Raw genomic sequence first — 26,342 nt, 5'->3', positions numbered from 1 at the left:
ATGTGCATGTCGAGGTGTCAGTGTATGCGTCTGGAGCTACTTGATCAGCATCCAAATCGCCATCCCCACCATCATCAGGTTTTCGGTCAGCGAAATGAAACCCAGCGGCACGTTACTGTCGCCACCCACACAGGCACACTTCAGCTCGCGTCGCTCGACATACACCGCCTTGAATACCGAAACCGCGCCGACCACCCCGATCAGCATAGCCACCGGAATGGCCAGCCACAGCAGCGCACCGGCAATCATCAGAATGCCGGCCAGTGCCTCGCCGAAGGGGTAAAGATAGGCATAGCGCACCCAGCGCTGCGCCAGCAGGTCATAACCGAGAAACATGTTGGAGAAGCTTTCAAGGTCACGCAGCTTGAGTATCGCCAACACGCACATCGATATAGCGACGAACCATTCCAGCGTGCGCACACCGAATAACGTACCCAACGCGGCCCAGCTGACACCCAACGCCATCAGCGCCGTGCAGGCAAAGACCGCGATAACCGGCTGATAAGTCACCTCATCCGCCTCCTTGACCGGCTTGCCGAAGTACCGTCGCAGCTCGTCGTAGCCGCCAATGCGCTTGCCGTCGATAAAGGCCTGCGGCGTGGTGTCCACGTCGTATTCGCGCTGAAATGCGTCGGTTTCCTCGCGACTGGTCAAGTGATGGTCTTGCACCTTGAAACCCTCACGCTTGAGCAGATCGAGGGACTTTAGCCCGAAGGGGCAAAGGTGGTTTTTCATCACCATGCGATAGAGTGTCGCTTCATGCGGTCGATCCGTCATCGGGTCACTCCTGCTGTCCGGTTTGTGTCATCTGGGCAGTGCCTGCACCGGCTGGCACAACGCCGCCCCAGCGGCACAGAACACGATCACCCTGACCTTGCGACTGCGCTACCGGCTGCGAGGCTCCAGCCGGCGACGCAGCACTGCGTAGCTAGAACATCAGCCTTACGCCCGCGACCGCAAACCAGCCGTCGCGATCTTCACCGTCCTGCACGGCAAAGTCGGCGCTGCGCCCGAAGGCCCGTTCGTAGTGCACCCCCACATAAGGCACGACGGCACGATCAACCAGGTCGTAGCTCAGCCGCAGGCCGGCTTCCATACCGCTGAGACCACGACCAACCCCAACTGCTTCGTCATCCGAGAGGGCGGCATCGAACTCCAGCTCCGGGGTCAGATGCAGGCGGTTGATCAGCAGCAGCTCGTATTCCAGCGCGAGATCCAGCGACAGATCGCCGTGCTCACTCAGGTACAGATTGCTGTCCATCTCCAGCCAATAGGGCAGCAGACCACTCAGGCCGACAAAGGCGTAGTGCCGGTTCTCACCGTCGGGCGTGTCGAAACGCAGGCCACCACGCAGGTCCATAAAGTCGCTGACCGGGGTTTGCAGCGCCAGGCGGTTGTCGAGGGTTTCCCAGCTGTCATGATCAAAGTCGTACTCGGCTTCGCTCAGCCACAGCGCCTTCAACTCATCGGTGCCCCACCAGGCTTCGGTGCTCCAATACCCCAGCTCCTCACCACTGTCACCGTAGCGGTATTCCAGGGCATCGGCCTGCAGGCCATAGAAGAAACCATGATGCATGGAGTGACGCATTTCCTCGGCGCCCACTGATGCCGAGGCCGACAGCAGTAACGCCGTCATCAGGCGCTTCATGAGTCACCTCCTTCGGGGCCACCCTCAACAATCACGGTGCGGAACATCCCGGCTGCCGCGTGATAGGCCAGGTGGCAATGGAAGGCCCACTTCCCCGGCGCGTCGACCTCGGTCTCCATATAGACGGTCGTGCCGGGTGCCACGCTGATCACGTGCTTGACCGGATTCCACTGGCCTGCGCCAACGTCGAGGATCGACCACATGCCATGCAGGTGCATCGGGTGAGTCATCATGGTTTCGTTGACGAACTTGAAGCGCACCCGCTCGCCGTACTGCAGGCGAATCGGTTCGGCGTCCGACTCCTTGATGCCGTTGATCGACCAGATATAGCGCTCCATATTGCCCGTCAGCCGCAACTCGATCTCGCGCGTCGGCTCACGCTCTTCATACAACGGCTTCTGCGCACGCAAGTCGGCATAGGACAGGAAGCGACCGTCGTTATAGGCCTGGGGAATGAGGCCACTGCCTTGGGCGTAGAAGGGATCAGCGGGCAGTGCTGCGGCCTCGCCATGACTCATGTTGCCGTGATCCATGCCGGCCATAGCGCCGTGGTTCATGCTGCCGTGATCCATACCGGCCATGTCGCCGTGGTTCATACTGCCGTGATCCATGCCGGCCATGTCACCGTGGCCCATGCTGCCATGATCCATACCCGCATGCGCCATGCCCATATCAGCCATGGTCAGCAACGGTGCCGGACGCAGCTCGGGAATCTCGCCCTGCATGCCCTCACGCGGCGCCAGCGTGCCGCGGGCAAAACCCGAACGGCCCATGGATTCGGCGAACAGGGTGTAGGCCTTATCGTCCTTGGGCTGAACGATGACATCGTAGGTCTCCGCCACACCGATGCGCAGCTCATCCACGATCACCGGCTGGACGTTATTGCCGTCCGCCTGCACCACGGTCATCTTCAGGCCGGGCAGGCGTACGTCAAAATAGGTCATCGCCGAGGAGTTGATCAGGCGCAGGCGCACACGCTCGCCCGGCTTGAACAGCCCGGTCCAGTTCTGCTCGGGCCCCTTGCCGTTGATCAGGCCGGTAAAGCCCTGCACGTCCTCGATGTCGCTGGCCATCATGCGCATCTCGCCCCACATCAGGCGGTCCTTGAGCGTCGCCGCCAGACCCTGCTCCTTGCTGTCGCGCCAGAAGTCGCCGACGGTCTGCTGCTGACGGTTGTAGTAGTCCGCCGAGCTCTTGAGGTTGCGCATGATGCGGTCGCCCGAGTGCGGGTGCTTGTCAGTCAGCTGAACCACGTACTCGCGGTCATAGCGAAACGGCTCACGACCATTCGGCTCGATGATGATCGCGCCATAGGCGCCATCCGGCTCCTGAAATCCCGAGTGACTGTGGAACCAGTAAGTGCCGGACTGCGTGATCGGAAAGCGATAGGTGAAGGTTTCACCCGGCGCGATGCCCGGATAACTCAGTCCGGGCACTCCGTCCATCTGGTACGGCAGTATCAGTCCGTGCCAGTGTACCGAGGTCGGCTCATCGAGGTTGTTGGTGACATGAATGGTGACGTCCTCGCCTTCGCGAAAGCGCAATACCGGCCCCGGCGATGCACCGTTGTAGCCAATGCCCTGCTTGCGGAAGTCGCCGGTGTCGATGGTCACCTCGTCGACAGTAAGCCGGTACTCACCGGCCCAGCTCAGCGCCGGCAGCAGTGCCAGCGCCGAGAGCAATGCTCTACTCGACATCGATGCCCCCCATCATGCCGGCCTGATAGTGCCCGGGCACATTGCAGGCAAATTCCAGGTGGTCGGCGTGGTCGAACTTCCAGACCAGCTCGGCTTCCTGCCCCGGCTCCAGCAGCAGGCTGTTGGCATGATCGTGCGCCATACTGTGCCCACCGCCCATGTCCATCTTCATCAACGCGCGATTGAGGTGGTCGCCCCGGATAACGCCATGATCGACCATCATCTGCATCTGTCCCTGATGAGCTTCGTGCATGGCCGCCGTGCCGATGTTGAATTCGTGGACCAGGGCGCCTTCGTTGCGCACCTTCAGGCGCACGGTCTCGCCTGCTGCAAACGACAGCTGCTCAGGCTCGAAGTAGTTGTCGTGCATGACTACCTCGATGGTCCGCGTTACCTGCTGCGGGTCACCGGGCTGTCCACCGGTGCCGGCCGCAGCGCCTGCAGCGGTCGTTGCACTCAGCAGCAGCGCTGCGGCCAGTCCGTTCAATATGCGATTCATGCTGTCTCTCCTGTTAACCGGTGGGGCGACGTTCGACACAGAATTGACAACCACCCCGGTTGCCGATGCACTCTCTGCCCCATCATCTCGGTGCTGAACCCAAGATTGCCGAGCGAAACTGAATCCTGACTGAACCACTTGGATAAAAAGGAACCAGCCCATGCGCCTGTTGCTGGTGGAAGATGACGACCTGCTGCGCAGCAGCCTACAGGACAGCCTGAGTCAGGCCGGATTCGCGGTCGACGCAACCGGCTCGGCGGTGACCGCCGAACAACTCGGGCTGCAGGAAGACTATCGGCTGATCGTGCTGGACATCGGCCTGCCCGACGGTGACGGCCTGCAACTGCTGGCGCGCTGGCGCGACGCCGGGCGCGATCTGCCGATTCTGCTGCTGACCGCCCGCGACCGCTGGCAGGACAAGGTCAATGGCCTGAAAGCCGGTGCCGACGACTATCTGACCAAGCCCTTTCACCCGGAAGAGCTGCTGGCCCGCCTGCAGGCGCTGCTGCGTCGCAGCGAAGGGCGCAGTCACACGCAGATCCAGGCCGGCAACTACCTGCTCGACGAAGAACGCCAGCGGGTGCGCACCCCGGACGGCCAATGGCATCCGCTGACCGGTACCGAGTTTCGTCTGCTGCGCTGTCTGATGAGCCGCCCGAATCGCTTGCATCCAAAGGAAGCACTGCTGGAGCAGCTCTATAATCTGGACGCAGAGCCCACGCTCAATACCATCGAAACCTATATCCGCCGCCTGCGCCTGCTGATCGGCCGGGACGCCATCAAGACCCAACGGGGGCAAGGCTATGTCTTTTCTGCCGAAGGCTGAAAGCACCCGCTCGATCCGCACCACCCTGCTGCTCTGGCTGCTGCCGTTTGCCACCCTGTTCATGCTGCTCGCATGGTATCTGCATGGGGCACTGCTGGATCGCATGTCCCGCGACTTCGTGCGCGAGCGCCTGCAGCAGGAGGTGGCCATGATCGAGCAGCAGCTCGGCTCTCCCGCCGGGCTGGAGGCGCTCGACGGCAACTATTTCGGTGCACTGTCACATCACTTGTTTGTACTCAGGATCGGCGAACACGCGCGCCTGTCACATCCACAGTGGTCCGATCTGCTGCTACCCTGGCTGGACTTGCCCGATCAGGGCCTGATCGAACTGCACGGCGTACCCGAGGGCGAACCGGCGGCCCACCGCTATATGGCCTGGCGCACCGAAACGCAGATCAACGGCCAGCCGGTCACCATTGTCGCAGCCGAAGACTACAGCCAGCTGCAGGCCAGCGCCCACGAGCTGCATCTATGGACTGCGGCGGTTGCGATCGGGCTGCTGGCCGTCCTGTTTGCCCTGATTCTGCTGGCTGTGCAGCTGTCGATGCGCCCGGTACGCCAACTGCAGCAGGATCTCAAAGCGCTCAAGCAAGGGCACCTGCAACGGCTCGGAGACGCCGTACCCCAGGAGTTCAGCGGCCTTATCGGTCAGCTCAATCAACTGCTCGACACCTTGCAACACCGCCTGCAGAAGGTCCGTGAGGCCAACGCCAATCTGTCGCACCGGATCAAGACCCCCATCGCAGCAATCAATCAACTGATCAGCAGCGAGCAACCGATTACACCCGAGACCCGCAGCCAGATCAGCCAGCGCCTGGACGACATCAGTCGCCAGCTGGACGGCAGCCTGCATGCCAGCCATTCCGGCGGCCCGCTGGCCGGCAGCAGTTGCCAGCCGCTGGAACAGGCCCGCGAGCTGCTGTGGATGCTCGGCCGGCTGCACAGTCATATTGAATTCGAACTGGACTCCAGCCTCGCCGAGGCTGCCCGCTGGCCGGTGGAAGAGCAGGATTTCAGCGAGCTACTGGGCAACCTCGCCGATAACGCCGGCAAATGGGCACGTAGCCGCGTTCGGGTGCGCCTGAGCGAGCAGGCCGATCAGCGTATTCTGGAGGTCCACGATGACGGGCCGGGCGTAGCGCCCGAGGAACGCAGCCAGCTCGGCACCCGCGGCTGGCGACTGGACCAGCAGATGCCGGGGCACGGCCTTGGGCTGGCGATTGTGCGGGACCTGGCAGCACGCTATCAGGGCGCTGTGCAGTTTGAGGCCAGCCCACTGGGTGGCTTGCTGGTGCGGGTCGAGATCCCCACACAGGCCTGATCCCGCCCACTCACGGGAAGGTCGTATATGGTCTCCTCCCTCATTGCAAGGGTTACAGGCACAAAAAAACGGGGCGCCCAATGGGCGCCCCCAGACTGCTGACGAACCCCGCATTTTCGCGGGGTTTCGTTTTTCTGGGACGCTTGCAATGATTTTCCCTGTGTTGACTGATTCAGCCTGCGAAGGCCCCAATTCCCTCCGAGTAGCTGCACTTTTGGCTTCGTAGCCAAGTGCCGCGTCTTATCCCGGACCGCAGGCGTAAAAGCACTGCCAGCAGGCGGGCAATCTTCTTCATGTTTTGGCAGGCGGCTGCCAGCAGGCACTGTTTCATTACCTTGCGCAGACCACGGAACCGGGCATAACGGTGCCCGTGCAGCTCCTTGGCGTCCGCAAAGCTGCGCTCGACGGTTTCTTTGCGCCTGGCATAGATACGCTTGCCTTCAGGGCTAAGACGATTCTGGTTAATCCGCTCCTTGGCGTCCTCCCAGACATGCCGCACGACAACCTTGACGTGGTTTCGACTGCGAGTGCATTGGTCTCGTAATGGACAATCTCGGCATTGCTGCGGGTCGGACTTGTACTCGCGATAACCGGCCCGGTTAGTCGTGCTGTAGGGCAGGAACTGATTGTTTGGGCACAGGTAACCGTCACGTTCTGCATCGTAGGTGAACTGACGTTTATAGAAGTAACCTTGCTTGTGATTGGGGCGTCGATAGCCCATCACGCCGAAGATGTCTCGTTCCTCCAGCCCCTTGCAGATCGCTGGCGTGAAGTAGCCGGCGTCCAGGGCAACGGCCAGCGGTGTCAGAGAAAAGCGCTCGCATTGGCGGTCCAGTCGTTCAAGGTAAGGTCGGCTGTCATGCACATTGCCGGGGGTAACAAAGGTATCGGTGATAATGCTGTGCTTCCCATCTACCGTGCGGTGATCAAGATAGAAGAAACCTTGCGGCTTGTTATCCCGCGTCATGAATCCACTATCAGGGTCGGTGGTGCTGACCTTGGTTTCCTTTACCTCGGGATCACTGTCTTTGGGCTTTAGCGGTTGCTTGCCGTGCGCTTGGCGGTCGGCATCGATTGCCGCATTAAGCTCGGCCAGATAATCAACAGGACGCTGCTCAACCTGATGCACAGCGAACCGCTGCTTGTTGGCGCTGGCCTTGAGGTGCGTGCTGTCGGTGTGTAATACCTCGCCCCCAATCAGGCCCTTGTGCAGCGCTTGCTCGACAATCCCATCAAAGATGACTTGCTCGATATCCGTATCGGCAAAGCGACGGCGACGGTTCTGACTCAGGGTCGAAGCATCGGGCACCTTGTCAGTCAGACTCAGATCCAGAAACCAGCGATAGGCAACGTTAACCTGAATCTCGCGCATCAACTGTCGTTCACTGCGCACGCCAAACAAGTATCCAATAAACAGCATCTTGAACAGCATAACCGGGTCAATCGCCGGACGACCGTTGTCAGCGCAATACAGGTGCTGCGTGGCAGGCCGAATAAACTCGAAATCGATATGACGGGCTATCTTGCGCAGCAGATGATCGGCGGGCACCAGCTCTTCGAGGGTGACCATCTCCAGCGCGTGCTGTTTGGGTGAAGGGGGTTTGAGCATCGGGTTGGCCTGCAGTAAACGACAACCCATTAAACAAAAGCCCCCGCCTTTCGGCTAGGGGCTTTGTCAGCAGTCTGGGGGCGCCCAATGGGCGCCCCGTCTGGTGTTGCGTGTTCTACCAGCGATTACTTCTTGCTGGTGAACTCCGGATAGGCTTCCATACCGCACTCGGAAATATCCACACCTTCGTACTCTTCCTCTTCGCTGACGCGCAGGCCCATCACCAGTTTGATGATGCTCCAGACGATCAGGCTGGAGATGAACACCCACAGGAAGATCACTACGATACCCATCAGCTGAGCGGTCAGGGTAGCGTCGCTGTTGGTCAGGCATACAGCCAGCAGACCCCAGATACCGACCACACCGTGAACGGAGATGGCACCGACCGGATCGTCGATCTTCAGCTTGTCCAGAGCCAGGACAGAGAAGACTACGATCACGCCGCCTACAGCACCGATCAGGGTGGCTTGCAGGCCGCTCGGAGTCAGCGGCTCGGCAGTGATGGCAACCAGGCCAGCCAGTGCACCGTTCAGTGCCATGGTCAGGTCAGCCTTGCCGAACAGGATGCGGGCAACAACCAGACCAGCGATCAGGCCACCAGCAGCAGCAGCGTTGGTGTTGACGAAGATCTGGGCAACAGCGTTGGCATCGGAGATGTTGGATACAACCAGCTGCGAGCCACCGTTGAAGCCGAACCAGCCCAGCCACAGGACGAACATACCCAGAGTGGCCAGCGGCAGGTTGGCGCCCGGGATGGCGTTGATCTGACCGTTGGAGCCGTACTTGCCCTTACGAGCGCCCAGCAGCAGCACACCGGCCAGAGCAGCGGTAGCACCGGTCATGTGAACCACACCGGAACCGGCGAAGTCGAGGAAGCCAGCTTCGTTCAGGAAGCCACCGCCCCACTTCCAGAAGCCCTGGATCGGGTAGATGAAGCCAGTCATGATCACGGCGAAGACCAGGAACGCGAACAGCTTCATGCGCTCGGCAACCGCACCGGAAACGATGGACATGGCAGTCGCAACGAACACGACCTGGAAGAAGAAGTCCGAAGCAACCGAGTAGTACGGTGCATCGTCGCCACCGGCGAGTACGTCTTCAACGGTGTTCTCGGCACCGATCAGCACGCCGAAGCTCGGGAAGATACCGCCTTCCGGGCTGGAATACATGATGTGGTAGCCGATCAGCAGATACATGGTGCACGCCGTTGCGTACAGGGCCACGTTCTTGGTCAGAATTTCAGTGGTGTTCTTGGCGCGGACCAGACCGGCTTCGAGCATGGCAAAACCCGCCGCCATCCACATCACCAGAGCACCGCAGATCAGAAAGTAGAATGTATCAAGCGCGTACTTGATTTGTACGATGTCTTCCATTTTAAGCCCCCCATATAGGCTTGGTTACTGCTGTCTGTTGAACAACCCGCCTTAGATGGCGTCGGTGCCGGTCTCGCCGGTACGGATGCGGATGGCCTGTTCGAGGTTGACCACGAAGATCTTGCCGTCACCGATCTTGCCGGTGTTGGCTGCCTTGGTGATGGACTCGATAACGCGATCCAGCATGTCGTCAGCGATGGCAACGTCGATCTTCACCTTCGGCAGGAAGTCGACAACGTACTCAGCGCCACGATACAGCTCGGTGTGACCTTTCTGACGACCAAAGCCCTTGACCTCGGTTACGGTGATGCCCTGAACGCCGATTTCAGACAGCGCTTCACGCACGTCATCCAGCTTGAAAGGCTTGATTACAGCCGTTACTAGTTTCATTTCGATACTCCCGTGTGATGGACTGCCCTGGGGGACAGCACAAGTCTATGCCGAGTTAGAGGCTTTTAGAAACGGACAAAACAAAAGTGCTGTCGCAGTCGTCAGAATCGCCGACACGCCCTGCACATGCCGGCGCACTCATCTCGACACAGGCAGAGATCAATTGCGTCCCTGCCCCCGCTGGCAGCGCCTGGGTGTTCCCGATGCCTAACCGCGGATTACGGGTCAAACCTGCCAGGGTCAATCGCTTCATTATTGTGCTCCCGATGTGATCGCTCACGATTCTGGCTGCGCCCCGATGCCGTGCCCCGTAGAGGGACATGCCGCCGGGATCAGCTGGAGCAAGCTTTGCAGAAACCCTGCCAATTTTGTTTTCCCTTTAATTTTCAATTGGTTGCAAATAAACAGGGACAGCAGGCCATCATCAACGCACTACCCATGCACCAGCATAGTGCGCAAGCGTGGTGCGCGCGCACAAAGTACGCACAAGCACGGCGCGGATTTCGGCGAGCCGGATCGGAGTGCTACACTTGCAGGCCCGTCAGCCCTCTTGACCCGCAGGTAACAGGCATATGCTGCACAAACTGGTGATAGACACCGTCAGCGCTCAGGCGACCAAACTGCTGATGAGCGAACACGGGCTACCCAACGTGGAAGTCGAGAAGCATCTCAAGGCCTTGCTGCAAAGCGCGCTGAGCAAGCTGGATGTGGTCAGCCGCGACGAGTTCGACACCCAGCAGGCCGTGCTGATGCGCACCCGCGAGCGCCTGGAAGCGCTGGAAAAGCGCGTCAGCGAGCTGGAAGCCAAAACCCCCTGATGCCCCTTGGCAGCAGCCTTGCTGCCAACCCATTCGTTATCGCCTGACCCTCGGCAGTATCAGGTATTGATCAAGGAGCGATCATGTCCCTGGCCACCATCCACAGCCGCGCGCGTCTGGGTATCGACGCGCCGGCCGTCCAGGTCGAAGTCCATCTTGCCAACGGTATGCCCAGCCTGACCCTGGTCGGCTTGCCGGAAACGGCGGTCCGTGAAAGCAAGGACCGGGTGCGCAGCGCGTTGCTGAACGCGCAGCTGGAGTTCCCGGGCAGCAAGCGCATCACCATCAGCCTGGCGCCCGCCGATCTGCCCAAGGATGGCGGCCGCTTTGACCTGGCCATCGCCCTCGGGCTGCTGGCGGCAAGCGGGCAGATTCCGGCACAGGCACTGACCGACTGCGAGTGCATCGGCGAGCTGGCGCTGTCCGGCGAGCTGCGACCGATACAGGGCGTGCTGCCGGTGGCGCTGGCCTGCCGCGATGCCGGTCGCAAGCTGATTCTGCCGGCCGCTAACGCGGCCGAAGCAGCCCTGGTCAGCGGGATCGAACTGATCGCTGCCGATCATCTGCTGCCGCTATGTGCGCACTTGCGCGGTGAGCAGCGCTTGCCCGACCTCCCCCCGACGGCGCCCTCAGAGCCAGCCAGGCATGCCGACCTCGCCGACGTACAGGGACAGGAGCAGGCCAAAAGGGCGCTGATCATCGCCGCAAGCGGCGGTCACAATCTGCTGCTGTTCGGGCCACCCGGAACCGGCAAGACCCTGCTGGCCAGCCGTCTGCCCGGCATTCTGCCGCCACTTGCGGAGCAGGAAGCACTCGAGGTCGCGGCGATTCAATCGGTCTGCGACCGCACGCCGCTGAGCGCATGGCCTGCCCGCCCCTTCCGCTCGCCCCATCACGGTGCATCCGCTGCGGCGCTGGTTGGCGGCGGCAGCCAGCCACGCCCCGGTGAAATCAGCCAGGCACATCATGGCGTGCTGTTTCTGGATGAGTTGCCGGAGTTCGATCGCAAGGTACTGGAGATGCTGCGTGAGCCACTGGAGTCCGGTGCGATTCACATCGCCCGCGCCCGCGAGCAACTGCGCTTTCCTGCCCGATTTCAACTGGTAGCGGCGATGAACCCCTGCCCCTGCGGCTATCAGGGTGACCCATCGAGCCGCTGCCGCTGCACGCCGGAGCAGGTTCAGCGCTACCGCAGCAAGCTGTCGGGCCCCCTTTTGGACCGCATCGACCTGCATCTGGCGATGCGCAACGAGCCATTCAGCCTGCAGGGCAACAACGAGCCCGGCCGGCCGGACAGCGCGACTGCTGCGGCGCAGGTGGCAGCCGCCAGGGCGCGCCAGCTGAATCGGCAGCAGGGTCTCAATGCCCATATGGGACTGGAGAGCTTGCGTACGCACTGCAAGCTGAGCGACGCCGATGGTCAGTGGCTGGAGCAGGCGGTCACCCGCCTTGGGCTCTCCCATCGGGCCAGTCACCGGGTACTCAAGGTCGCGCGGACGCTGGCGGATCTGGACGCCGTAGCGCAGATCAGCCGTTCACATCTGGCAGAAGCGCTGCAATATCGGCAGCTGGACCGCCAGCCCGGCTAGAGAAAAGATATGCAATAACTGGCAGGCGCGAACAGGTGGACTATAGTCAGTAGCAGCGGGGCGGCACCGGTGTCGAGACGCTGGCGCCAGCGGTGCCGGTCGTCGCCTTGCGTTTAACCTGCAGCAATCAGGAAATCAGTGACAGACCGGTTGCCGATCCGCACTCTTCCTCACGCCCCATCGCGTAGGCATCCATGAAGTAACACAGCTCCTCGAATGCCAGCGCCGGGCTGATGAAATAGCCCTGTACCTGATCACACCCGAGACTGCGCAGAATCTCCAGTTGGTCGCGATATTCGACGCCTTCGGCAACCACTTCCAGCCCCAGACTGTGCCCCATGTCGATCATCGCCCCCACCAACTGACGATCGGCCGTACGCTCGGCAATCGCCTTGACGAAACTGCGGTCAATTTTCAGCAGGTTGATCGGCAGGCTGTGCAGGTGAACGAACGACGAAAACCCGGTGCCGAAGTCATCCAGCGAAAAACGCAGCCCCAGGCCGGTCATCCCGTCCATGGTCATCAGCACCTGCTCCGGCTGCTGCATGACCGCGGTCTCGGTCAGCTCGAACTCCAGCCAGTGCGGGTCGATGCCGGTGCGTTCGAGCAGGCGCTTGACCGTCGACAGCAGCGCGCTGTCCTGGAACTGGCGGAACGACATGTTCACCGCCACGTGCACCGGTGCCATATTGCGCTTCTTCATCTGGGCCAGATCGTGGCAGGCGCGGGCAATGACCCAATAGCCCATTGGCACGATCAGGCCGGTCTCCTCGGCCAACGGAATGAATTCGTTGGGACCGAGCAGACCGCGCTCGGGATGACGCCAGCGAATCAGCCCCTCAAGGCCAACGATCTTGCCGCTGCCGAGATCAACCCGAGGCTGATAGTGCAGCTCAAACTCACCGCGCCGCAGCGCATGGCGCAGCGACGCCTCAAACTCGATCAGGCTGTGCGCCTGCAGATTGATGCGCTCGTCATAGAAGTGGAAATTGCAGCCGCGCTGCCCCTTGGCCTGCAGCATCGCCAGATTGGCGTGCAGCAACAGACTGTCGACGGTCTGGCCACCCTCAGGATAGGTGGCAATACCGACACTGCAGCCGAGCAGCATGCCTTCACTGTTGACGTTGAAGGGCTCGGCCAGCTCGTTGATGATCTTCTGCGCGATCTGCAGCAGGTTGCTGGACGAGCCGTAATCCTCGACTACCAGAGCAAACTCGTCGCTGCCCATGCGGCCGATGGTGTCGGTGTTGCGCAGCACCGAGCGCAGCCGCTCGACCACTTCGCAAATAATGGCGTCGCCGGCACTGTGGCCGAGGGTATCATTGACGTGGCGAAAGTTGTCCATGTCGACACAGAACACCGCCAGCGGCTGATTGGTACGCAGGGCGCGGCGCATGCCCTGCTTGAGGCGATCCTGAAGCATCTGCCGATTGCAGGTGCCGGTCAGTGGGTCGAAGCTTGCAGCCCGTTCAAGGGCACTGCGCAGCCGGTGGCGTTCAATGGCGTACTGCAGGCAACGCACCATCTCGCTAGCTGACGCCTGCTCCCAGAGACTGTCGTTCAAGCCGCTGTTAAACCCGGAGAAATCCGGCTCGCTGACCAGGTGAATGACGGGGACGCCACAGTCCTGCAGCAGGGAAAGATTCGCCGAACGCGACAGTACCGCCTGTACCTCACCCTGATTGATTCGGGTCTGCAGCTGATGCCAGTCATCCATACGCTCCAGCACGAAGGGCAGACGTGCCAATGCCGATAGCCGCCGACAGAGCTGCACGTAGGCTCCGTGGTCGCTATCGAGCATCACTACCCGCTGCGTCGCACTGTCATCGCTCAACTGGCGATCCCCCAAGGTTCGAGAACAACACTGACACTCTCCATCCCACCCTCCAGCTAGCCAAGCTATCTGCTTGATTTGGCTGACATCTTTCTGGAAGCCACTGCGACATCAGGCAGGGCTGACAGCGTCACATTACGTCTCGAAAGGCAAAGATTCTTTTAAATTTAGATATATACAGCATTTTTGTGAAGTTACTTATAGCGAAATTTTGCGTAATTACCAAGCTTCACCCACACCGCTCATCCGGTCTCAACACGAAAACTGCTACTATTGCCCGCCCGTTCAGGAGTATCAAAGCCGTGTCACGCCTCAACCCCCGCCAACAGGAAGCCGTCGAATATATCAGCGGGCCGCTGCTGGTACTGGCAGGGGCCGGTAGCGGCAAGACCAGTGTGATCACGCGCAAGATCGCCTATCTGGTCAAGGAGTGCGGTATCCGCGCGCAAAACATCATCGCCGTGACCTTCACCAACAAGGCCGCACGCGAGATGAAGGAGCGGGTCAGCCAGCTGATCAAGGGACCGGACGCCCGCGGCCTGACCGTCTCGACCTTCCACAACCTCGGCCTGAACATCATCCGCAAGGAACATCAGCGACTCGGCTACAAGCCCGGCTTCTCGATCTTCGATCAACAGGATGCCACGGCATTGATTACCGATCTGATGCACAAGGATTACGGCGCCGAAGACGGCATCGAAGGCATCCAGGCACAGATCTCCAACTGGAAGAACGACCTGATCCTGCCGGATGAAGCACTGGCCAAGGCCAAGACCCCGCAGGAGCAGACCGCCGCCAGCGTCTACATGCACTACCAGCGCACCCTAAAGGCCTACAACGCGGTCGACTTTGACGACCTGATCCTGATTCCGGTGGTGCTGTTTCGCGATAACCCCGATGTGCTCGAGAAGTGGCAGTTTCGCATCCGCTACATGCTGGTCGACGAATACCAGGACACCAACGCCAGCCAGTACCTGCTGGTCAAGATGCTGGTCGGCGCGCAATCGCGCTTTACCGTGGTCGGTGACGATGACCAGTCGATCTACGCCTGGCGCGGCGCCCGCCCCGAAAACCTGGCGCTGCTCAAGGAAGACTTTCCGCAGCTCAAGGTAGTCATGCTGGAGCAGAATTACCGCTCAACCAGCCGTATCCTGCGCGCCGCCAACACCCTGATTGCCAACAACCCGCATGTGTTCGAGAAGCAACTGTGGAGCGAGCTGGGCTACGGCGAGCCACTGCGCGTGATCCGTTGCCGCAATGAAGAGGCCGAGGCCGAGCGCGTGGCGGTCGAGATTCAGAACCAGCACCACCAGCACAAGCGTGCGTGGCGCGACTTCGCCATTCTCTACCGCGGCAACCATCAGGCGCGGCTGATCGAACTCAAGCTGCAGCACCATCAGATCCCCTATCACCTGTCCGGCGGCACCAGCTTCTTCAGCCGGCAGGAGGTCAAGGACCTGATGTCCTACCTGCGCCTGCTGGTCAACCAGGATGACGACAACGCCCTGCTGCGGGTTATCAACGTCCCGCGCCGCGAGATCGGCCCGGCCACTCTGGAAAAGCTCGGCACCTACGCCAACGAACGTCAGATCACCATGTACCAGGCCTGCACCGAGATCGGGCTGGGCGAGCGCCTGGATGCCCGTTACACCGAAAAGCTGCAGCGCTTCATCACCTGGCTCGACGGCATTCGCAAGCAGTGCTACGAAGGCGACCCGATTGAAACCCTGCGACGCATGGTGCTCGATCTGGACTACGAGAACTGGATTCGCCAGAACTGCTCCAGCGACGAGATCGCTGCCAAGCGCATGGGCAACGTCTGGTTCCTGCTGGACTCGATCAAAAGCATCCTGGAAAAGGACGAAAGCGGCGAGAGCAACATCGAAGATGCCATTGCCAAGCTGGTCCTGCGTGACATGCTCGAACGCCAGGAAGAGGAAGAGGACTCCGACCGGGTGCAGCTGATGACCCTGCACGCCTCCAAGGGTCTGGAGTATCCGCACGTGTTTATCATGGGCATGGAGGAAGAGATTCTCCCCCACCGCTCCAGCATCGAAGCCGACAGCGTCGAAGAAGAACGCCGGCTGGCCTATGTCGGCATTACCCGTGCGCGCAAGACGCTGACGTTTACCTTCGCTGCCAAGCGCCGCCAGTTTGGCGAAGTCATCGACTGTGCGCCCAGCCGCTTCCTGGACGAAATTCCGTCCGAGGATCTGGAGTGGGAAGGCACCGAGGAAGCACCGGTCGAGCAGAAGCAGGCCCGCGGTAAAGCGGCACTGTCCAACCTGCGCGACCTGCTCAAAGGCTCCTGAGCCACAAAGCAAAACGCCCCGCACAGGGCGGGGCGTTCATAGCGGGACGAAAGGTCAGATCAGAGACCGGACATTTCCTTGATCGCCGCCATCAGCTCATCGTCAGAGCAGTCGCCGCAAGTGCCTTTCGGCGGCATCGCGTTCAGACCGGCAATGGCGTTCTTCAGCAACTCGTTCAGGTCACCACCGTGACGGGCTGTCCAGGCAGCGGTGTCGCCAATCTTCGGAGCGCCCAGTACGCCGGCGCTGTGGCAGGCAGAGCAGAACTTGCCAACCACATCGGCACCGGAGCGCGGGCCCGCCGCAGCAGCAGCGCCACCGCCAGCAACCTCGTCAGCACACGGATCACCTGCCAGGCAGACGGTACCGTAAGGCTTCAGACGTTCAGCGATAGCCTCTTCGTTCGCGGTGGCAGCGAAAGCATTACCGGCAACTACGGCCAGCATGGCCGCCGAGGCCAGCAGAATCTTCTTCAAAGTCATCACCTTGTGCATCCTCATCATGGCTATAAGTGTTGCGCCCAAGTGCATTGCCCGGACAATGTGCGCGAGTATACCGATAAACCCCCACCCGACAAAGTACCCGACTTGCCACAGCACGCAAGGAATCCACCCTGAGGCATGGACGCGGCCCCGTTCAATGCGTATCATTGCCGCGCTGAAACGCACCTGCCGCCGACTGCAACACGCAAAGGCAGCCAAGGTGCGGCCAAAGGTCGCAACGACCGCAACAGCGCAACGCACTCGTAGCTCAGCTGGATAGAGTACTGCCCTCCGAAGGCAGGGGTCGTGGGTTCGAATCCCGCCGAGTGCGCCATTTCCCAGTAAATTCAATATGTTACGCAAGCAAATCAACCTATCTCAGGCCTGCCGCATCGTTTTCCTATACCTTCGTTTGCTACTTTTCTGATTCTCACCGCTTGCTGGAATGACATCTGCCCTAAGAGCGAAAAAGCTACTCGCGTGCACTTCATGGATGCCCAGACCTTCACCATCCCGCGCACCGTGGCCTATGACCGCAAGGGCAGCATGTGGAAAACCTTCACCATCGGCCAGGCCCACCCGGACCACCACCTGCCTGCCAACCAGGGCAGTGGCGTATCCATTGACGACAGCTTCAGCATGATCGACGTACAGGCCATGCACTGCACCACCGGCCAATTCAAGGGCCAGGTCGACCCCAGCCTGAGCACCCCGGACATGTTCAGCGTTCAGCACATGCGCGCCACCGGGAACTGATCAGCAACACCGGCACTGCTCCGTATTAAGCCCGCGCAATGCGGGCTTTTTTTGGTTCATTGCGGCATGGCGGTGAGTAGACGACGCTCATCCCGCAGACGCTGCTCCGCCTCGCCCAAGTACTCACGGCCCGATAACCTGTCAGCATCTATCAACTGCACCTGCTCCCGCCGGGGGCTCGAATCGGGTAGAGTGCGCGCTGCGTCTGGTAGACCCGCTTTGCCATTGCGTTTGCAGCACGCCGGCAGCACTGCAGGAAGGACCTCTGGAACGACGCAAATCCACGACGGAGCCCCATTCAGGAGAATATGGAAAGATGAAGAACAACCGCATCCACGCAGGCCTGCTGAGCCTGATCGCCGCCGGCATGCTGGCCACCAGTCAGGCTCAGGCATTTGGTCTGGACTCGCTGAAGGCCGCCGCAGGCGCAGCGCTGAACACAGCAGCGCAAGGTGGCGAAGCCGCCGGTGCCGAAAACCTGGCCCAGCAGCAGGATCTGCTGATGCAGCGCTTCAACGCGAGCATGAACAACATGCTGATGGCCCAGGCCAAAACCCTGGAAGCGACGGGGCAAACCGACATCGCCAGCCGCACGCTGGCTGCGGCCGCCAACTATGCGCAGGGTGCAAACACGGACACGGCATCGATCGCCGCTGACACCGAGCTGACCAGCAGCAACCAGGCACTGATTCAGAGTCTGCTCGCACAGGGCGGCACACTGAGCGGGGCCAACCGCAGCACGCTGGCCGAGGCGATTCCCTTCTACCAGAACGGTCTGAAGGAAGGCTCGCTGCTGAGCGGTGCGTTCCAGAGCTGGCTGGCCAGCGCCAAGGGCAATGCCGGCTCGCTGCTGTCCAACCCGATGGCCGCCGGTGAGCTGACCCGCAGCATCAGTGAGGCCAGCTCCGTGGCACGCAATCTGCCCAGCCTGATCAACGCCTGGAGCGGCACCAGCCAGTCGTTCCTGAGCCTGGCCAACGCCAACCAGGTGGACGCCGGCCAGCTGCAGTCGATCCTCGCCGCACTCAACTGAGCGCCTTCAGGTCTTGTCCGGGCGCGCCATGCGCCCGGTCAGGACCTGATCCTGCCGTTGCAGACTGTCGCCCCGGCGACAGATTCCTTCCTCCCTGTCTCCCTATGGTGAACGCCCGGCCGGGCCAGTCGCGGCACGACCATAACAGGAGAACAAGAAGATGAGTTTCGCATCCAGAGTGGTATGGATCACCGGCGCCTCCTCGGGCATCGGTGAAGCGCTGGCCAGGGCCATGTTGGCACAGGGCGCCGAGGTAATCCTGTCCGGTCGCCGCGTCGACGCGCTGCAGGCTCTGGCCGCCGTGGCGCCCGAGCGCACCCTGGTACTGCCCTTCGAAACCACCGACTACGACCGCCTGCCGGCATTGGTCGAGCAGGCCTGGGGCTGGCGTGGCCGCATTGATCTGCTGATCAACAACGCCGGGATCAGTCAGCGCAGCCTTGCGCTGGATACCAGCCTGCAGGTCTATCGCCAGTTGATGGAAGTCGACTATCTCGCGCCGGTTGCCCTGACCCAGTTGCTGCTGCCGCGCCTGGTCGAGCAGGGCAGCGGTCAGCTGGCGGTGGTCAGCTCGGTTGCCGGCAAGCTCGGCGCGCCCCTGCGCACGGGCTACTGCGGAGCCAAGCACGCGGTAGTCGGCTACTTCGAGGCATTGCGCGCCGAAGTCGAGCAGGCCTACGGCATTGGCGTGAGCGTGATCATTCCCGGTTCGGTGCGCACCGCCATTGCCGCCAACGCGCTGGAGGGAGGCGGTAACGCACGCGGCCGGTCGGACGCCAACATCGACAACGGTATCGATCCTGACGACGCCGCGCGCACCATCATCGAGGGCCTGAGCGCCGGCAAGCACGACATCGTTGTTGCCGAAGGCATGGAGCTGATGGCGTTGCAGATGCGCGCGAGCGACCCGGAGCGTACCTTCGCCTTTACCGCTGCCGAAGGGGCAAAGCTGGCGCAACAGCGGGCGGAGCTGGGGGCCGGCGCCTCGATCGACCCTAACGCGGTCAACCGCTGAACACACATGGCAAAGAGCAGGGAATTTTTGGCTCTGGGCGACTGGGACGCCACGCCGTCAGCAACACTGACGGCGCACCAGCCTGGCACATCAGCTATGGCATAGAGTATTTGCGGCTATGGGCAAAACCCGTTGATCAGCCATTCGGCTCAAAAGCGGCTGAACATATCGCTGACGAAGACCACCGGGATGGATGCAAAGGACGGCGCAGGCAGATCGGACTGCCCGGCCACAACCAGCGTTGCAGAAACGAACCCCAGCGCCAGAAGCGCCGGCACGAACCACGCGGAATAACGGCGTGTCATGTCTTTCTCCTTGCGCACCTCCGGCAGAGATGCGCCAATCTTGTTTTTGTTAGAGGAGAACAGTCTGTTGCAGAAATTGCTACACGTCCAGAAAAAAACACCACCTTCTGACAATTTTTTCTTCGTCGCAGCCCCACTCTAGAGCGGGTAACGCAATAGTCGCAGGCCGTTGAACACCACCAGCAGGCTGACGCCCATATCGGCAAACACCGCCATCCACATGGTTGCCGAGCCGGTCAGCGTCAGGGCAACAAACACCGCCTTGATACCCAGAGCCAACCAGATATTTTGCCGAAGGACGCGCAGAGTGCGCCGCGACAGGCTGATAAACGCCGGCAGCTTGCGCAGGTCGTCATCCATCAGCGCAACATCGGCTGTTTCAATTGCGCTGTCGCTGCCGGCTGCAGCCATGGCAAAGCCGATATCGGCAGCGGCCAGCGCCGGCGTATCGTTGATGCCGTCACCGACCATGGCAACGCGCTTGCCGCGGGCCCGGGCCCGGCGAACCAGCGCCAGCTTGTCGTCCGGTAACAGGTTGCCATGAGCCCGGTCGATGCCAACCTGGGTAGCGATTGCCTGCACCGTTGGGGCGTTGTCGCCGCTGAGAATAATGCTCTCCACACCCAGTGTATGAAGCTCGCGTATGGCGTCGCGGCTGCCCCGTTTGAGGGTGTCGGCTACGGCGAACAGGGCAAGCACCTGATCCTCGCCGATCAGCAGGACCAGCGACTTGCCCTCCCGTTCGAGCAGCCCCAGACGCTCCTGCAGCGTGGCGCTCAGCAAACCGCGGGCCTCGGCCAGCCGCGCGTTGCCCAGCCAATAGCGCTCGCCGTTGATCAGGCCGCTGACGCCCTGCCCCGGCAGGGCAGCGAAGTCGTCCACCGTCAGCAGAGGCTGGCTGTTGGCGTTGGCGAGCGCCCGCGACACCGGGTGATCCGAGCGCGCGGCCAGACTTGCGGCCCGTTGCTGCGCGGCATCGGCGTCACTGCCTGCCAGCAGCTGAAAGTCGGTTTGTACCGGGCGCCCTTCGGTCAGGGTGCCGGTCTTGTCGAGGGCGATCAGATCGATCTGACCACCCTGTTCAAGGTGCACGCCACCCTTGATCAGCAGGCCCCGCCGGGCGCCCGCCGCCAGTGCGCTGACAATGGTCACCGGGGTCGAGATCACCAGCGCACAGGGGCAGGCCACCACCAGCAATACCAGCGCCCGATAAATCCACTCGTACCAACCGGCATCGGTTAACAGCGGCGGCAGCACTGCCATCAGCAGCGCCAGCAGGCAGACGACTGGCGTGTAGATGGCGGCGAAGCGGTCGACGAAGCGCTGCGTCGGCGCACGGTCGCTCTGGGCCTGCTCTACCGCATGGATAATGCGCGCCAGGGTGGTCTGCCCGGCCACCGCGGTAACGCGGTATTCCAGCGTGCCATTCTGGTTAATGGTGCCGGCAAAGACCGGATCGCCCTGCTGCTTGTCGACCGGCATGCTCTCACCGGTAATGGGCGCCTGGTTGACCGCCGAGCGTCCGCTGACCACCTCACCGTCCAGCGCGATGCGCTCCCCCGGCCGGACCCGAACCCGGGCACCCAGGGCAACGTCACTGGAGGCACGTACCGCCCAGCTGCCATCCTCAAGTTGCACACTGGCTTGCTCCGGCGCCAGCGCCAGCAGGCTGCTGATCGCCTCGCGCGCCCGCCCCAGCGACCGGGCTTCAATATGCTCGGCGATGGCAAAGAGCACCATCACCATGGCTGCTTCCGGCCACTGCCCGATCAGCACCGCGCCGGTGACCGCAATGCTCATCAGTGCATTGATATTAAGCGTGCGGTGACGCAGGGCCACCCAGCCCTTGCGGTAGGTGTCGATGCCACTCAGGGCAATCGCCAGCAGTGCCAGCAACGCCCCAAGCCAGACCGGCCCGGAGGCGAAGTGAACGATCTCGGCCAGTAACGCAACACCACCCGCCAGCGCCAGCGGCCACCAAAGCTTGCCGGCGCTGGCCTCCGGCCGATGGTCATCGACCAGTAGCCGGGGGCTGAAACCCAGCTCGTTGATCGCCGTCAGCACCGCCTCGCGCCGCTCGGGCAGATGGCTTACCGACAACACCCGTTGCAGCAGATTGAAATGCAGCGTACCGACACCGGCCATGCCGGTCAGACGCTGACGAATCAGCCGCTCCTCGGTGGGGCAGTCCATCTGTTCGATATGAATGCGACTGACCTGCTCCCCCGCGCCCGGCGCAAACACCGGGGCCGTCGAGCTAGCTGGCGCCGCGCCGCAGCAGGGGGCAGGCGTGACGTGATCATGCGAATGTTGGGCAGACATGTGACCTCCGGGCAACTTTAGGGCAAAGTAAAAACCCTATAGCCACTACAGAGTCAAGCCTGCCCGGGAGGTACCTGTGAAAATCGGAGAATTGGCACGCCGCACCGACTGTACGGTAGAGACCATTCGTTACTACGAACGTGAAGGCCTGCTGCCGGAACCGCAACGCAGCGAGGGCAACTACCGTCAGTATGGCGAGCGCCATGTCGAGCAGCTGGTGTTCATTCGCAACTGCCGTCTGCTGGACATGACCCACAACGAGATCCGCGAGCTGCTTCAGCTGCGCCGCCGGCCAGAGGCAAGCTGTGGCGATGTAAACGGCCTGATCGAAGCGCACATTGAGCACGTCGGCGAGCGCATTGCGGCACTGAATCAGCTGCAGCAGCAACTGCTGGAGCTACGCCGGCAGTGTCACGACGATAATGATGTTGACCACTGCGGCATCATCGCCCAGCTGCAAACCAGTGGCAGCGTGAGTCCCCCCGACGCGGACTCGCATGTTGGTCGCAGCCACCGGCACTGATCAGACGGCGGTTGCCTGACGCTCCAATTCGGTGCGCAGTTGCGGGTCCAGCCTCAGCTGAGTCGCCAGCTCCTGCAGATATGCCCGCTCCATGAAATTCTGCTCATCAACCACCAGCAGGCTGGCGAGGTACATTTCGGCCGCCATCTCCGGCGTCTGCGCCGCGCGGGCAATTTCGGTCGGATCCAGCGGTTTGCTCAGCTCGGCGTCAAACCAGGCATGCAGCTGCGCGTCACCGGTCAACCGGGCGATTTCGCCATCAATCAGCTCCCGCTCCCGGTCGTCGATATGCCCGTCCGCCTTGGCGGCACCAATCAGCGCCCGCAATATCGCATGGCTGTGCTGCTCGGCCTGCGGCGCGGGCAGCCGATCCACCGTCTGCGGCTCGCCTTGTGGTGCACTGGCACTATTCTGCTGCCAATGCTGCCAAGCCTTGTAGGCAACCACGCCCAGAGCCGCAAGACCACCATACTTGACCGCCTTGCCGCCCATTTTGCGTGCCTTCTTGCTGCCCAGCAGCAGGCCTACCGCACCCGCTGCCAGCGCCCCGCCGCCAGCACCGGTCAGCAGGCTTCCCAGCGCGTTCGAGCTCGATTGTCCCTTGGCCGAGGGCGCGGCATCGCCTGCGCCGGACAGGGCACCGCTGGCAGACTTCAACAGTTGATCAAGCAGGCTTCGGGTATTCATGGACTTCTCCGTCAATGGCATGTCAGTTGCTTGGACCACAGAGTGAGTCCGAGCACTCATGGCAACCAAGGCGAACTTTGTTGCCGTATTTTTCCGTCAGGCGCAGGCAGCATGCCCAACTTGCGCTTAACTGAACCTTAACGAACAGGCGTCATCGGGGGGGGGAGCAGAATGGAAGAAAGCAATGGCAAGACCCTGCTGGTACTCGGCGGCAGCGGGCTGGTTGGCATGGAGGTACTGCGTCAGGCGCTGGTCAACCCGGCCATCAGCCGGGTCGTCGCACCCAGTCGCTCGCCGCTACCCATGGCGGTCAGGCATTACAGCCACCTCGACAACCCGCAGGTCGATTTCGCAGCGCTGCCCGAAGACGCCGACTGGTGGCAGGCCGACGCGGCAATCTGCGCCCTTGGCACGACCCGCCAGAACGCCGGCTCCAGAGACGCCTTCCGCGCAGTGGATCGCGGCTATGTCGTCTCCTGTGCCCGTCACGCCCGCCGCGCCGGTACGCGAACCTTTGTGCTGAATTCGTCGCTGGGCGCCAGCCCGCGGTCCGGCTCGTTCTATCTGCGGGTCAAGGGTGAAGCGGAGCAGGATCTGGCAGCCATGGATTTTCGTTCCCTGACCCTGATTCGGCCGTCCCTGCTCGACGGTGCCCGCCCCGAGAACCGACCGGGAGAGCTGGTTGGTCTACTGCTGTCGCGTACCTTCAAGCCGGTGATCCCGAAACGGCTGCGGGCGGTCAAGGCCGGCGACGTCGCAGCGGCGATGCTGCAGGCGGCCCTGATGGCGCCGGTCGGCCAGCATGTCATCGAATCCGACGCAATCGTCAGACGGCATTGAGCACAGGCCGGCTGCAGGCGAGCGGCCCGATTTGCCATTCTGCAGAGTGGATCAATAGTGGCTCTTTGATTTCACTGTATACTTGCGCCAAGGGTCTAAACTGACATTCGGCATTCAACGGCAGGAATATGGCGAAATCATGATCGTCTACAGCAACAAGCGCTTTCTGGTCGTCGACGACTTCAGCGACTTCCGCTCGTCGGTGAAGGCCATGCTGACCCAGATGGGTGCACAGCATATCGATGTCGCCGCCAGTGGGGCAGAAGCAATCGCGCTGTGCGGCAAGACCCGCTATGACATCATCCTGCATGACTACAATCTGGGCGATGGCAAGAATGGTCAGCAGGTGCTTGAAGAGCTGCATCAGCGCAAGCTGATAGGCCCGCACTGCATTTTCGTCATGGTCACTGCCGAGAGCAGTCAGGCCATGGTCATGGCGGCGCTGGAATATGAACCCGATGCCTATCTGACCAAGCCCTTCAATCGTGCCAGCCTGCAGCAGCGACTTGATCGCCTGGTTGAGCGCAAGCAGGTGCTGGCGCCCATTCTTGATGCGCTGGCTGCCGGCAATCAGGCCGGCGTGCTGGCCGCCTGCGACACCCTGCTGGCAACTCAGCCGCGTCTTGCCCCGCTCTGCCAGCGCTACCGGGCCAACGCCCTGGCCGCACTGGGACGCGATGCCGAACTGGAGACCCTGCTGCAGGCCATCATCGATGAGCGTCCACTGCCCTGGGCGCTGGTCATGCTGGCCGGGCACCTGCTTGAGCGCGGCCATCTGGACCGCGCCGAGGCGCTCTACGAGCAGGGCATCAGCCAGTTTCCGATGCTGCCCACGCTGTATGACGGACTCGCACGCGCCAAACAGTTGCGCGGCGAGCAGCTCAAGGCACAGGTTTTTCTCGAGCAGGCGGTCAAGATCTCGCCCAACAACCCGCAGCGTCAGGCAGAGCTGGGACGGCTCGCCCGCGCCAACCAGGACCCTGACAGGGCTGTGCGCGCCTTCCGTCAGGCAGTCAACCTGGGCCGCCACTCGGCCTTTCGCGATCCCGAGCATCACCTGAGTCTGGCCGACAGTCTGTGCGCGCAGGCTGGTGACAGCGCTCCCGGCCCCAAGGTGCTGCTGGAGATTCGTCAGACCATGGACGATCTGAACAACAGCTGGCGCGACAACGATGCCCTGGCCGCCCGCGGAGAGCTGTTGCAGGCCACGGCGCTCCAGCGAGCAGGCAAGACCGCAGACGCCGCCCAGATGGCGAAAAGCGCGGCCGAGCGTCTGGCCAACATGGAAGACTTCTTTGCCGCCGATACCGCGCTGCAGGTCGCAGCGCAGCTGCGCGCGCTTGGCCAGGCGGCCCAGGCCGACCAGGTGCTCAGCAGCTGTGCCGAAATCTATGGCGACGACCCCAAGGTCATGGCCGGCATCGCCGAACAGACCAGCGACCCGGATATCCTGCGTGGCGGTGACCAGGCCATGGAACTGAACCGGCAAGGCATGCAGCTCTATCAGGGCAAGCAGTTTCCGCAGGCGCTGGAGGCATTTCGCAACGCACTGGCGCTGCAGCCGCGCAACATCAGCTATGCGCTCAACACCGCACAGTCGCTGCTGCGCCTGTTGCTCAGTGCTCCGGACCCGGCGCTGCGCGAAGAATGCCTCGACTGCCTGCAGCGGGTCCGCAACATGCCACCCGGTGACCCGCGATTCGAACGCTACAACAAGCTGCGCGAAAAGGCCGAATCGCTATGAGCGACGTACCCGAGGAGCAATCGCTGGATTTCTCCACCGTCATCGCCTCCACCGTTCACGACATGAAGAACTCGCTGGGGCTGCTGATGCAGTCCTACGGGCAACTGGTCGAGCGGCTACCCGCCAACGAGCACGACAGCACCGAGCGCGGCGTCATCGAATACGAGTTCCTGCGACTGAACGGCATGCTGGTGCAGATGCTTGGCCTGTACAAGCTGGGGGTCAATCAGTTGCCGCTGCGGCCGAGCTATCTCGAGCTGGAGGAGTTCCTTGAGGATCAGCTGGCGCGCCACCACGACATCCTGCGCTCGCGTCATATCGAAGGGACCTACGAAGTCGATGAATTCGGTCTGATGGGATTCTTTGATGCCGAACTGGTCGGCTCGGTGGTGGGCAACGTGATCAACAACGCGATTCGCTATACCCGCTCGGCTATCCACCTGCGCGCAGCGATGGACGGCGATCAACTGGTCATCACCATCAGCGACGATGGCAGCGGCTACCCGCCAGCAATGCTGGAAAACCAGTCCGACTATATTCTCGGCATCAACATGAGCACCGGCAGTACCGGTCTGGGCCTGTATTTTGGCCAGCGCATCGCCGAGCTGCATCAACGCAACGGCAACAGCGGGCATATCGCCCTGAGCAATGGCGGCGCGCTGGGCGGTGGCGAATTTCGTATCTGGCTGCCCTGAGCCGCCGTGACGTGCGCTGGCACT

The 26,342-nt window shown here is 61.9% G+C and carries 24 protein-coding genes and 1 tRNA gene; 13 read left to right on the top strand and 12 right to left on the bottom strand.

The genetic code is table 11. The annotated features are described in order from the left end of the window. Positions 1-36 precede the first annotated feature (36 nt). The 4 genes from ACZ5WQ_RS15080 to ACZ5WQ_RS15065 all read right to left on the bottom strand — a co-directional run bounded on the left by ACZ5WQ_RS15080 (position 37) and on the right by ACZ5WQ_RS15065 (position 3,844). The gene (locus tag ACZ5WQ_RS15080) at positions 37-777 is read right to left on the bottom strand and encodes a MauE/DoxX family redox-associated membrane protein (RefSeq protein ID WP_464382590.1); all 741 of its coding nucleotides are present in this window, start codon (positions 775-777) and stop codon (positions 37-39) included. A gap of 151 nt (positions 778-928) precedes the next feature. After that, entirely contained in the window at positions 929-1,648 is a 720-nt protein-coding gene (locus ACZ5WQ_RS15075) for a copper resistance protein B (RefSeq protein ID WP_464382589.1), read from the bottom strand. Beyond that, positions 1,645-3,345: a copper resistance system multicopper oxidase gene (locus ACZ5WQ_RS15070; RefSeq protein ID WP_464382588.1), complete on the bottom strand. Its 1,701-nt coding sequence runs from the start codon at positions 3,343-3,345 to the stop codon at positions 1,645-1,647. The genes ACZ5WQ_RS15075 and ACZ5WQ_RS15070 overlap by 4 nt, the downstream gene beginning before the upstream one ends. Next, on the bottom strand, positions 3,335-3,844 hold the full coding sequence (locus ACZ5WQ_RS15065) for a cupredoxin domain-containing protein (protein WP_464382587.1): 510 nt from the start codon (positions 3,842-3,844) through the stop codon (positions 3,335-3,337). Before ACZ5WQ_RS15065 ends, ACZ5WQ_RS15070 begins: the two co-directional genes overlap by 11 nt. A 160-nt stretch (positions 3,845-4,004) precedes the next feature. Here ACZ5WQ_RS15065 and ACZ5WQ_RS15060 point away from each other — a divergent pair, with 160 nt between their 5' ends. Together ACZ5WQ_RS15060 and ACZ5WQ_RS15055 are read left to right on the top strand one after the other, a co-directional pair. Further along, positions 4,005-4,670 carry a response regulator transcription factor gene (locus ACZ5WQ_RS15060; protein ID WP_464382586.1) on the top strand — a complete coding sequence of 222 codons (666 nt, stop codon included), beginning with the start codon at positions 4,005-4,007 and terminating at the stop codon, positions 4,668-4,670. After that, complete coding sequence (locus tag ACZ5WQ_RS15055) at positions 4,648-5,991, top strand: ATP-binding protein (RefSeq protein WP_464382585.1); 1,344 nt, start codon at positions 4,648-4,650, stop codon at positions 5,989-5,991. Before ACZ5WQ_RS15060 ends, ACZ5WQ_RS15055 begins: the two co-directional genes overlap by 23 nt. A gap of 172 nt (positions 5,992-6,163) precedes the next feature. Here ACZ5WQ_RS15055 and ACZ5WQ_RS15050 read toward each other — a convergent pair whose 3' ends face one another. The 3 genes from ACZ5WQ_RS15050 to glnK all read right to left on the bottom strand — a co-directional run bounded on the left by ACZ5WQ_RS15050 (position 6,164) and on the right by glnK (position 9,363). Further along, positions 6,164-7,600 (bottom strand): IS1182 family transposase, encoded by a 1,437-nt coding sequence (locus tag ACZ5WQ_RS15050; protein WP_373315100.1) that lies wholly within the window; start codon positions 7,598-7,600, stop codon positions 6,164-6,166. A gap of 125 nt (positions 7,601-7,725) precedes the next feature. Next, the gene (locus ACZ5WQ_RS15045) at positions 7,726-8,973 is read right to left on the bottom strand and encodes an ammonium transporter (protein ID WP_088276302.1); all 1,248 of its coding nucleotides are present in this window, start codon (positions 8,971-8,973) and stop codon (positions 7,726-7,728) included. A gap of 51 nt (positions 8,974-9,024) precedes the next feature. Then, positions 9,025-9,363 carry a P-II family nitrogen regulator gene (gene glnK, locus ACZ5WQ_RS15040; protein ID WP_088276303.1) on the bottom strand — a complete coding sequence of 113 codons (339 nt, stop codon included), beginning with the start codon at positions 9,361-9,363 and terminating at the stop codon, positions 9,025-9,027. A gap of 572 nt (positions 9,364-9,935) precedes the next feature. Between glnK and ACZ5WQ_RS15035 the strand changes: the two genes are divergently transcribed. Both ACZ5WQ_RS15035 and ACZ5WQ_RS15030 read left to right on the top strand, forming a co-directional pair. After that, positions 9,936-10,181, top strand: coding sequence for an accessory factor UbiK family protein (locus tag ACZ5WQ_RS15035; protein ID WP_464382584.1), 246 nt, complete (start codon positions 9,936-9,938; stop codon positions 10,179-10,181). A gap of 83 nt (positions 10,182-10,264) precedes the next feature. Next, a complete protein-coding gene (locus ACZ5WQ_RS15030; protein ID WP_464382583.1) occupies positions 10,265-11,770 on the top strand; it encodes a YifB family Mg chelatase-like AAA ATPase in 1,506 nt (501 codons plus the stop codon). Between the two features lie 127 nt (positions 11,771-11,897). Here the strand turns inward: ACZ5WQ_RS15030 and ACZ5WQ_RS15025 are convergent, their stop codons facing one another. After that, a complete protein-coding gene (locus ACZ5WQ_RS15025; RefSeq protein WP_140418580.1) occupies positions 11,898-13,604 on the bottom strand; it encodes a putative bifunctional diguanylate cyclase/phosphodiesterase in 1,707 nt (568 codons plus the stop codon). A gap of 302 nt (positions 13,605-13,906) precedes the next feature. Here ACZ5WQ_RS15025 and rep point away from each other — a divergent pair, with 302 nt between their 5' ends. Continuing rightward, a complete protein-coding gene (gene rep, locus ACZ5WQ_RS15020; RefSeq protein ID WP_228245657.1) occupies positions 13,907-15,916 on the top strand; it encodes a DNA helicase Rep in 2,010 nt (669 codons plus the stop codon). Between the two features lie 59 nt (positions 15,917-15,975). Here the strand turns inward: rep and ACZ5WQ_RS15015 are convergent, their stop codons facing one another. Further along, on the bottom strand, positions 15,976-16,398 hold the full coding sequence (locus ACZ5WQ_RS15015; protein WP_160003183.1) for a c-type cytochrome: 423 nt from the start codon (positions 16,396-16,398) through the stop codon (positions 15,976-15,978). A gap of 257 nt (positions 16,399-16,655) precedes the next feature. On the opposite strand from ACZ5WQ_RS15015, the gene ACZ5WQ_RS15010 reads away from it, so the two are divergent. The 4 genes from ACZ5WQ_RS15010 (at position 16,656) to ACZ5WQ_RS14995 (ending at position 19,202) form a co-directional block, all read left to right on the top strand. Then, positions 16,656-16,732: transfer RNA gene (locus ACZ5WQ_RS15010), tRNA-Arg, on the top strand. Between the two features lie 155 nt (positions 16,733-16,887). Beyond that, on the top strand, positions 16,888-17,154 hold the full coding sequence (locus ACZ5WQ_RS15005) for a DUF1329 domain-containing protein (RefSeq protein ID WP_464382582.1): 267 nt from the start codon (positions 16,888-16,890) through the stop codon (positions 17,152-17,154). Positions 17,155-17,470: 316 nt separating this feature from the next. Further along, positions 17,471-18,187 (top strand): hypothetical protein, encoded by a 717-nt coding sequence (locus ACZ5WQ_RS15000; RefSeq protein WP_464382581.1) that lies wholly within the window; start codon positions 17,471-17,473, stop codon positions 18,185-18,187. Between the two features lie 160 nt (positions 18,188-18,347). Further along, positions 18,348-19,202: an SDR family NAD(P)-dependent oxidoreductase gene (locus ACZ5WQ_RS14995; protein WP_464382580.1), complete on the top strand. Its 855-nt coding sequence runs from the start codon at positions 18,348-18,350 to the stop codon at positions 19,200-19,202. A gap of 149 nt (positions 19,203-19,351) precedes the next feature. Here the strand turns inward: ACZ5WQ_RS14995 and ACZ5WQ_RS14990 are convergent, their stop codons facing one another. Together ACZ5WQ_RS14990 and ACZ5WQ_RS14985 are read right to left on the bottom strand one after the other, a co-directional pair. Beyond that, a complete protein-coding gene (locus ACZ5WQ_RS14990) occupies positions 19,352-19,507 on the bottom strand; it encodes a hypothetical protein (protein ID WP_228245645.1) in 156 nt (51 codons plus the stop codon). Between the two features lie 138 nt (positions 19,508-19,645). Beyond that, on the bottom strand, positions 19,646-21,829 hold the full coding sequence (locus ACZ5WQ_RS14985; RefSeq protein ID WP_464382579.1) for a heavy metal translocating P-type ATPase: 2,184 nt from the start codon (positions 21,827-21,829) through the stop codon (positions 19,646-19,648). Between the two features lie 76 nt (positions 21,830-21,905). Between ACZ5WQ_RS14985 and cadR the strand changes: the two genes are divergently transcribed. Beyond that, positions 21,906-22,352 (top strand): Cd(II)/Pb(II)-responsive transcriptional regulator, encoded by a 447-nt coding sequence (gene cadR, locus ACZ5WQ_RS14980; protein WP_269688236.1) that lies wholly within the window; start codon positions 21,906-21,908, stop codon positions 22,350-22,352. On the opposite strand, the gene ACZ5WQ_RS14975 is transcribed toward cadR, so the two are convergent. Further along, on the bottom strand, positions 22,353-23,039 hold the full coding sequence (locus ACZ5WQ_RS14975; protein WP_088276982.1) for a tellurite resistance TerB family protein: 687 nt from the start codon (positions 23,037-23,039) through the stop codon (positions 22,353-22,355). It abuts the gene before it with no gap. 171 nt (positions 23,040-23,210) lie between these two features. Here ACZ5WQ_RS14975 and ACZ5WQ_RS14970 point away from each other — a divergent pair, with 171 nt between their 5' ends. The 3 genes from ACZ5WQ_RS14970 to ACZ5WQ_RS14960 all read left to right on the top strand — a co-directional run bounded on the left by ACZ5WQ_RS14970 (position 23,211) and on the right by ACZ5WQ_RS14960 (position 26,318). Then, positions 23,211-23,879 (top strand): Rossmann-fold NAD(P)-binding domain-containing protein, encoded by a 669-nt coding sequence (locus ACZ5WQ_RS14970; protein WP_464382578.1) that lies wholly within the window; start codon positions 23,211-23,213, stop codon positions 23,877-23,879. 139 nt (positions 23,880-24,018) lie between these two features. Next, positions 24,019-25,623, top strand: coding sequence for a response regulator (locus tag ACZ5WQ_RS14965; protein ID WP_464382577.1), 1,605 nt, complete (start codon positions 24,019-24,021; stop codon positions 25,621-25,623). Further along, complete coding sequence (locus tag ACZ5WQ_RS14960) at positions 25,620-26,318, top strand: sensor histidine kinase (protein WP_233048723.1); 699 nt, start codon at positions 25,620-25,622, stop codon at positions 26,316-26,318. The genes ACZ5WQ_RS14965 and ACZ5WQ_RS14960 overlap by 4 nt, the downstream gene beginning before the upstream one ends. The last annotated feature ends 24 nt before the right edge of the window (positions 26,319-26,342 follow it).

The organism is Halopseudomonas sp. T1L2 (genome assembly GCF_055397385.1).
This window is presented reverse-complemented; position numbering and strand designations above follow the sequence as displayed.

Coding starts and splice junctions, on each gene's coding strand:
- ACZ5WQ_RS14960 (WP_233048723.1), top strand. CDS start 25,620: ATGAGCGACGTACCCGAGGAGCAATCGCTGGATTTCTCCACCGTCATC.
- ACZ5WQ_RS14985 (WP_464382579.1), bottom strand. CDS start 21,829: ATGTCTGCCCAACATTCGCATGATCACGTCACGCCTGCCCCCTGCTGC.
- ACZ5WQ_RS15005 (WP_464382582.1), top strand. CDS start 16,888: ATGGATGCCCAGACCTTCACCATCCCGCGCACCGTGGCCTATGACCGC.
- ACZ5WQ_RS14965 (WP_464382577.1), top strand. CDS start 24,019: ATGATCGTCTACAGCAACAAGCGCTTTCTGGTCGTCGACGACTTCAGC.
- ACZ5WQ_RS15080 (WP_464382590.1), bottom strand. CDS start 777: ATGACGGATCGACCGCATGAAGCGACACTCTATCGCATGGTGATGAAA.
- ACZ5WQ_RS15000 (WP_464382581.1), top strand. CDS start 17,471: ATGAAGAACAACCGCATCCACGCAGGCCTGCTGAGCCTGATCGCCGCC.
- ACZ5WQ_RS15075 (WP_464382589.1), bottom strand. CDS start 1,648: ATGAAGCGCCTGATGACGGCGTTACTGCTGTCGGCCTCGGCATCAGTG.
- ACZ5WQ_RS15070 (WP_464382588.1), bottom strand. CDS start 3,345: ATGTCGAGTAGAGCATTGCTCTCGGCGCTGGCACTGCTGCCGGCGCTG.
- ACZ5WQ_RS14995 (WP_464382580.1), top strand. CDS start 18,348: ATGAGTTTCGCATCCAGAGTGGTATGGATCACCGGCGCCTCCTCGGGC.
- ACZ5WQ_RS15035 (WP_464382584.1), top strand. CDS start 9,936: ATGCTGCACAAACTGGTGATAGACACCGTCAGCGCTCAGGCGACCAAA.
- ACZ5WQ_RS14970 (WP_464382578.1), top strand. CDS start 23,211: ATGGAAGAAAGCAATGGCAAGACCCTGCTGGTACTCGGCGGCAGCGGG.
- ACZ5WQ_RS15050 (WP_373315100.1), bottom strand. CDS start 7,600: ATGCTCAAACCCCCTTCACCCAAACAGCACGCGCTGGAGATGGTCACC.
- ACZ5WQ_RS14990 (WP_228245645.1), bottom strand. CDS start 19,507: ATGACACGCCGTTATTCCGCGTGGTTCGTGCCGGCGCTTCTGGCGCTG.
- ACZ5WQ_RS15065 (WP_464382587.1), bottom strand. CDS start 3,844: ATGAATCGCATATTGAACGGACTGGCCGCAGCGCTGCTGCTGAGTGCA.
- ACZ5WQ_RS15045 (WP_088276302.1), bottom strand. CDS start 8,973: ATGGAAGACATCGTACAAATCAAGTACGCGCTTGATACATTCTACTTT.
- glnK (WP_088276303.1), bottom strand. CDS start 9,363: ATGAAACTAGTAACGGCTGTAATCAAGCCTTTCAAGCTGGATGACGTG.
- ACZ5WQ_RS14975 (WP_088276982.1), bottom strand. CDS start 23,039: ATGAATACCCGAAGCCTGCTTGATCAACTGTTGAAGTCTGCCAGCGGT.
- ACZ5WQ_RS15055 (WP_464382585.1), top strand. CDS start 4,648: ATGTCTTTTCTGCCGAAGGCTGAAAGCACCCGCTCGATCCGCACCACC.
- ACZ5WQ_RS15030 (WP_464382583.1), top strand. CDS start 10,265: ATGTCCCTGGCCACCATCCACAGCCGCGCGCGTCTGGGTATCGACGCG.
- ACZ5WQ_RS15060 (WP_464382586.1), top strand. CDS start 4,005: ATGCGCCTGTTGCTGGTGGAAGATGACGACCTGCTGCGCAGCAGCCTA.
- ACZ5WQ_RS15015 (WP_160003183.1), bottom strand. CDS start 16,398: ATGACTTTGAAGAAGATTCTGCTGGCCTCGGCGGCCATGCTGGCCGTA.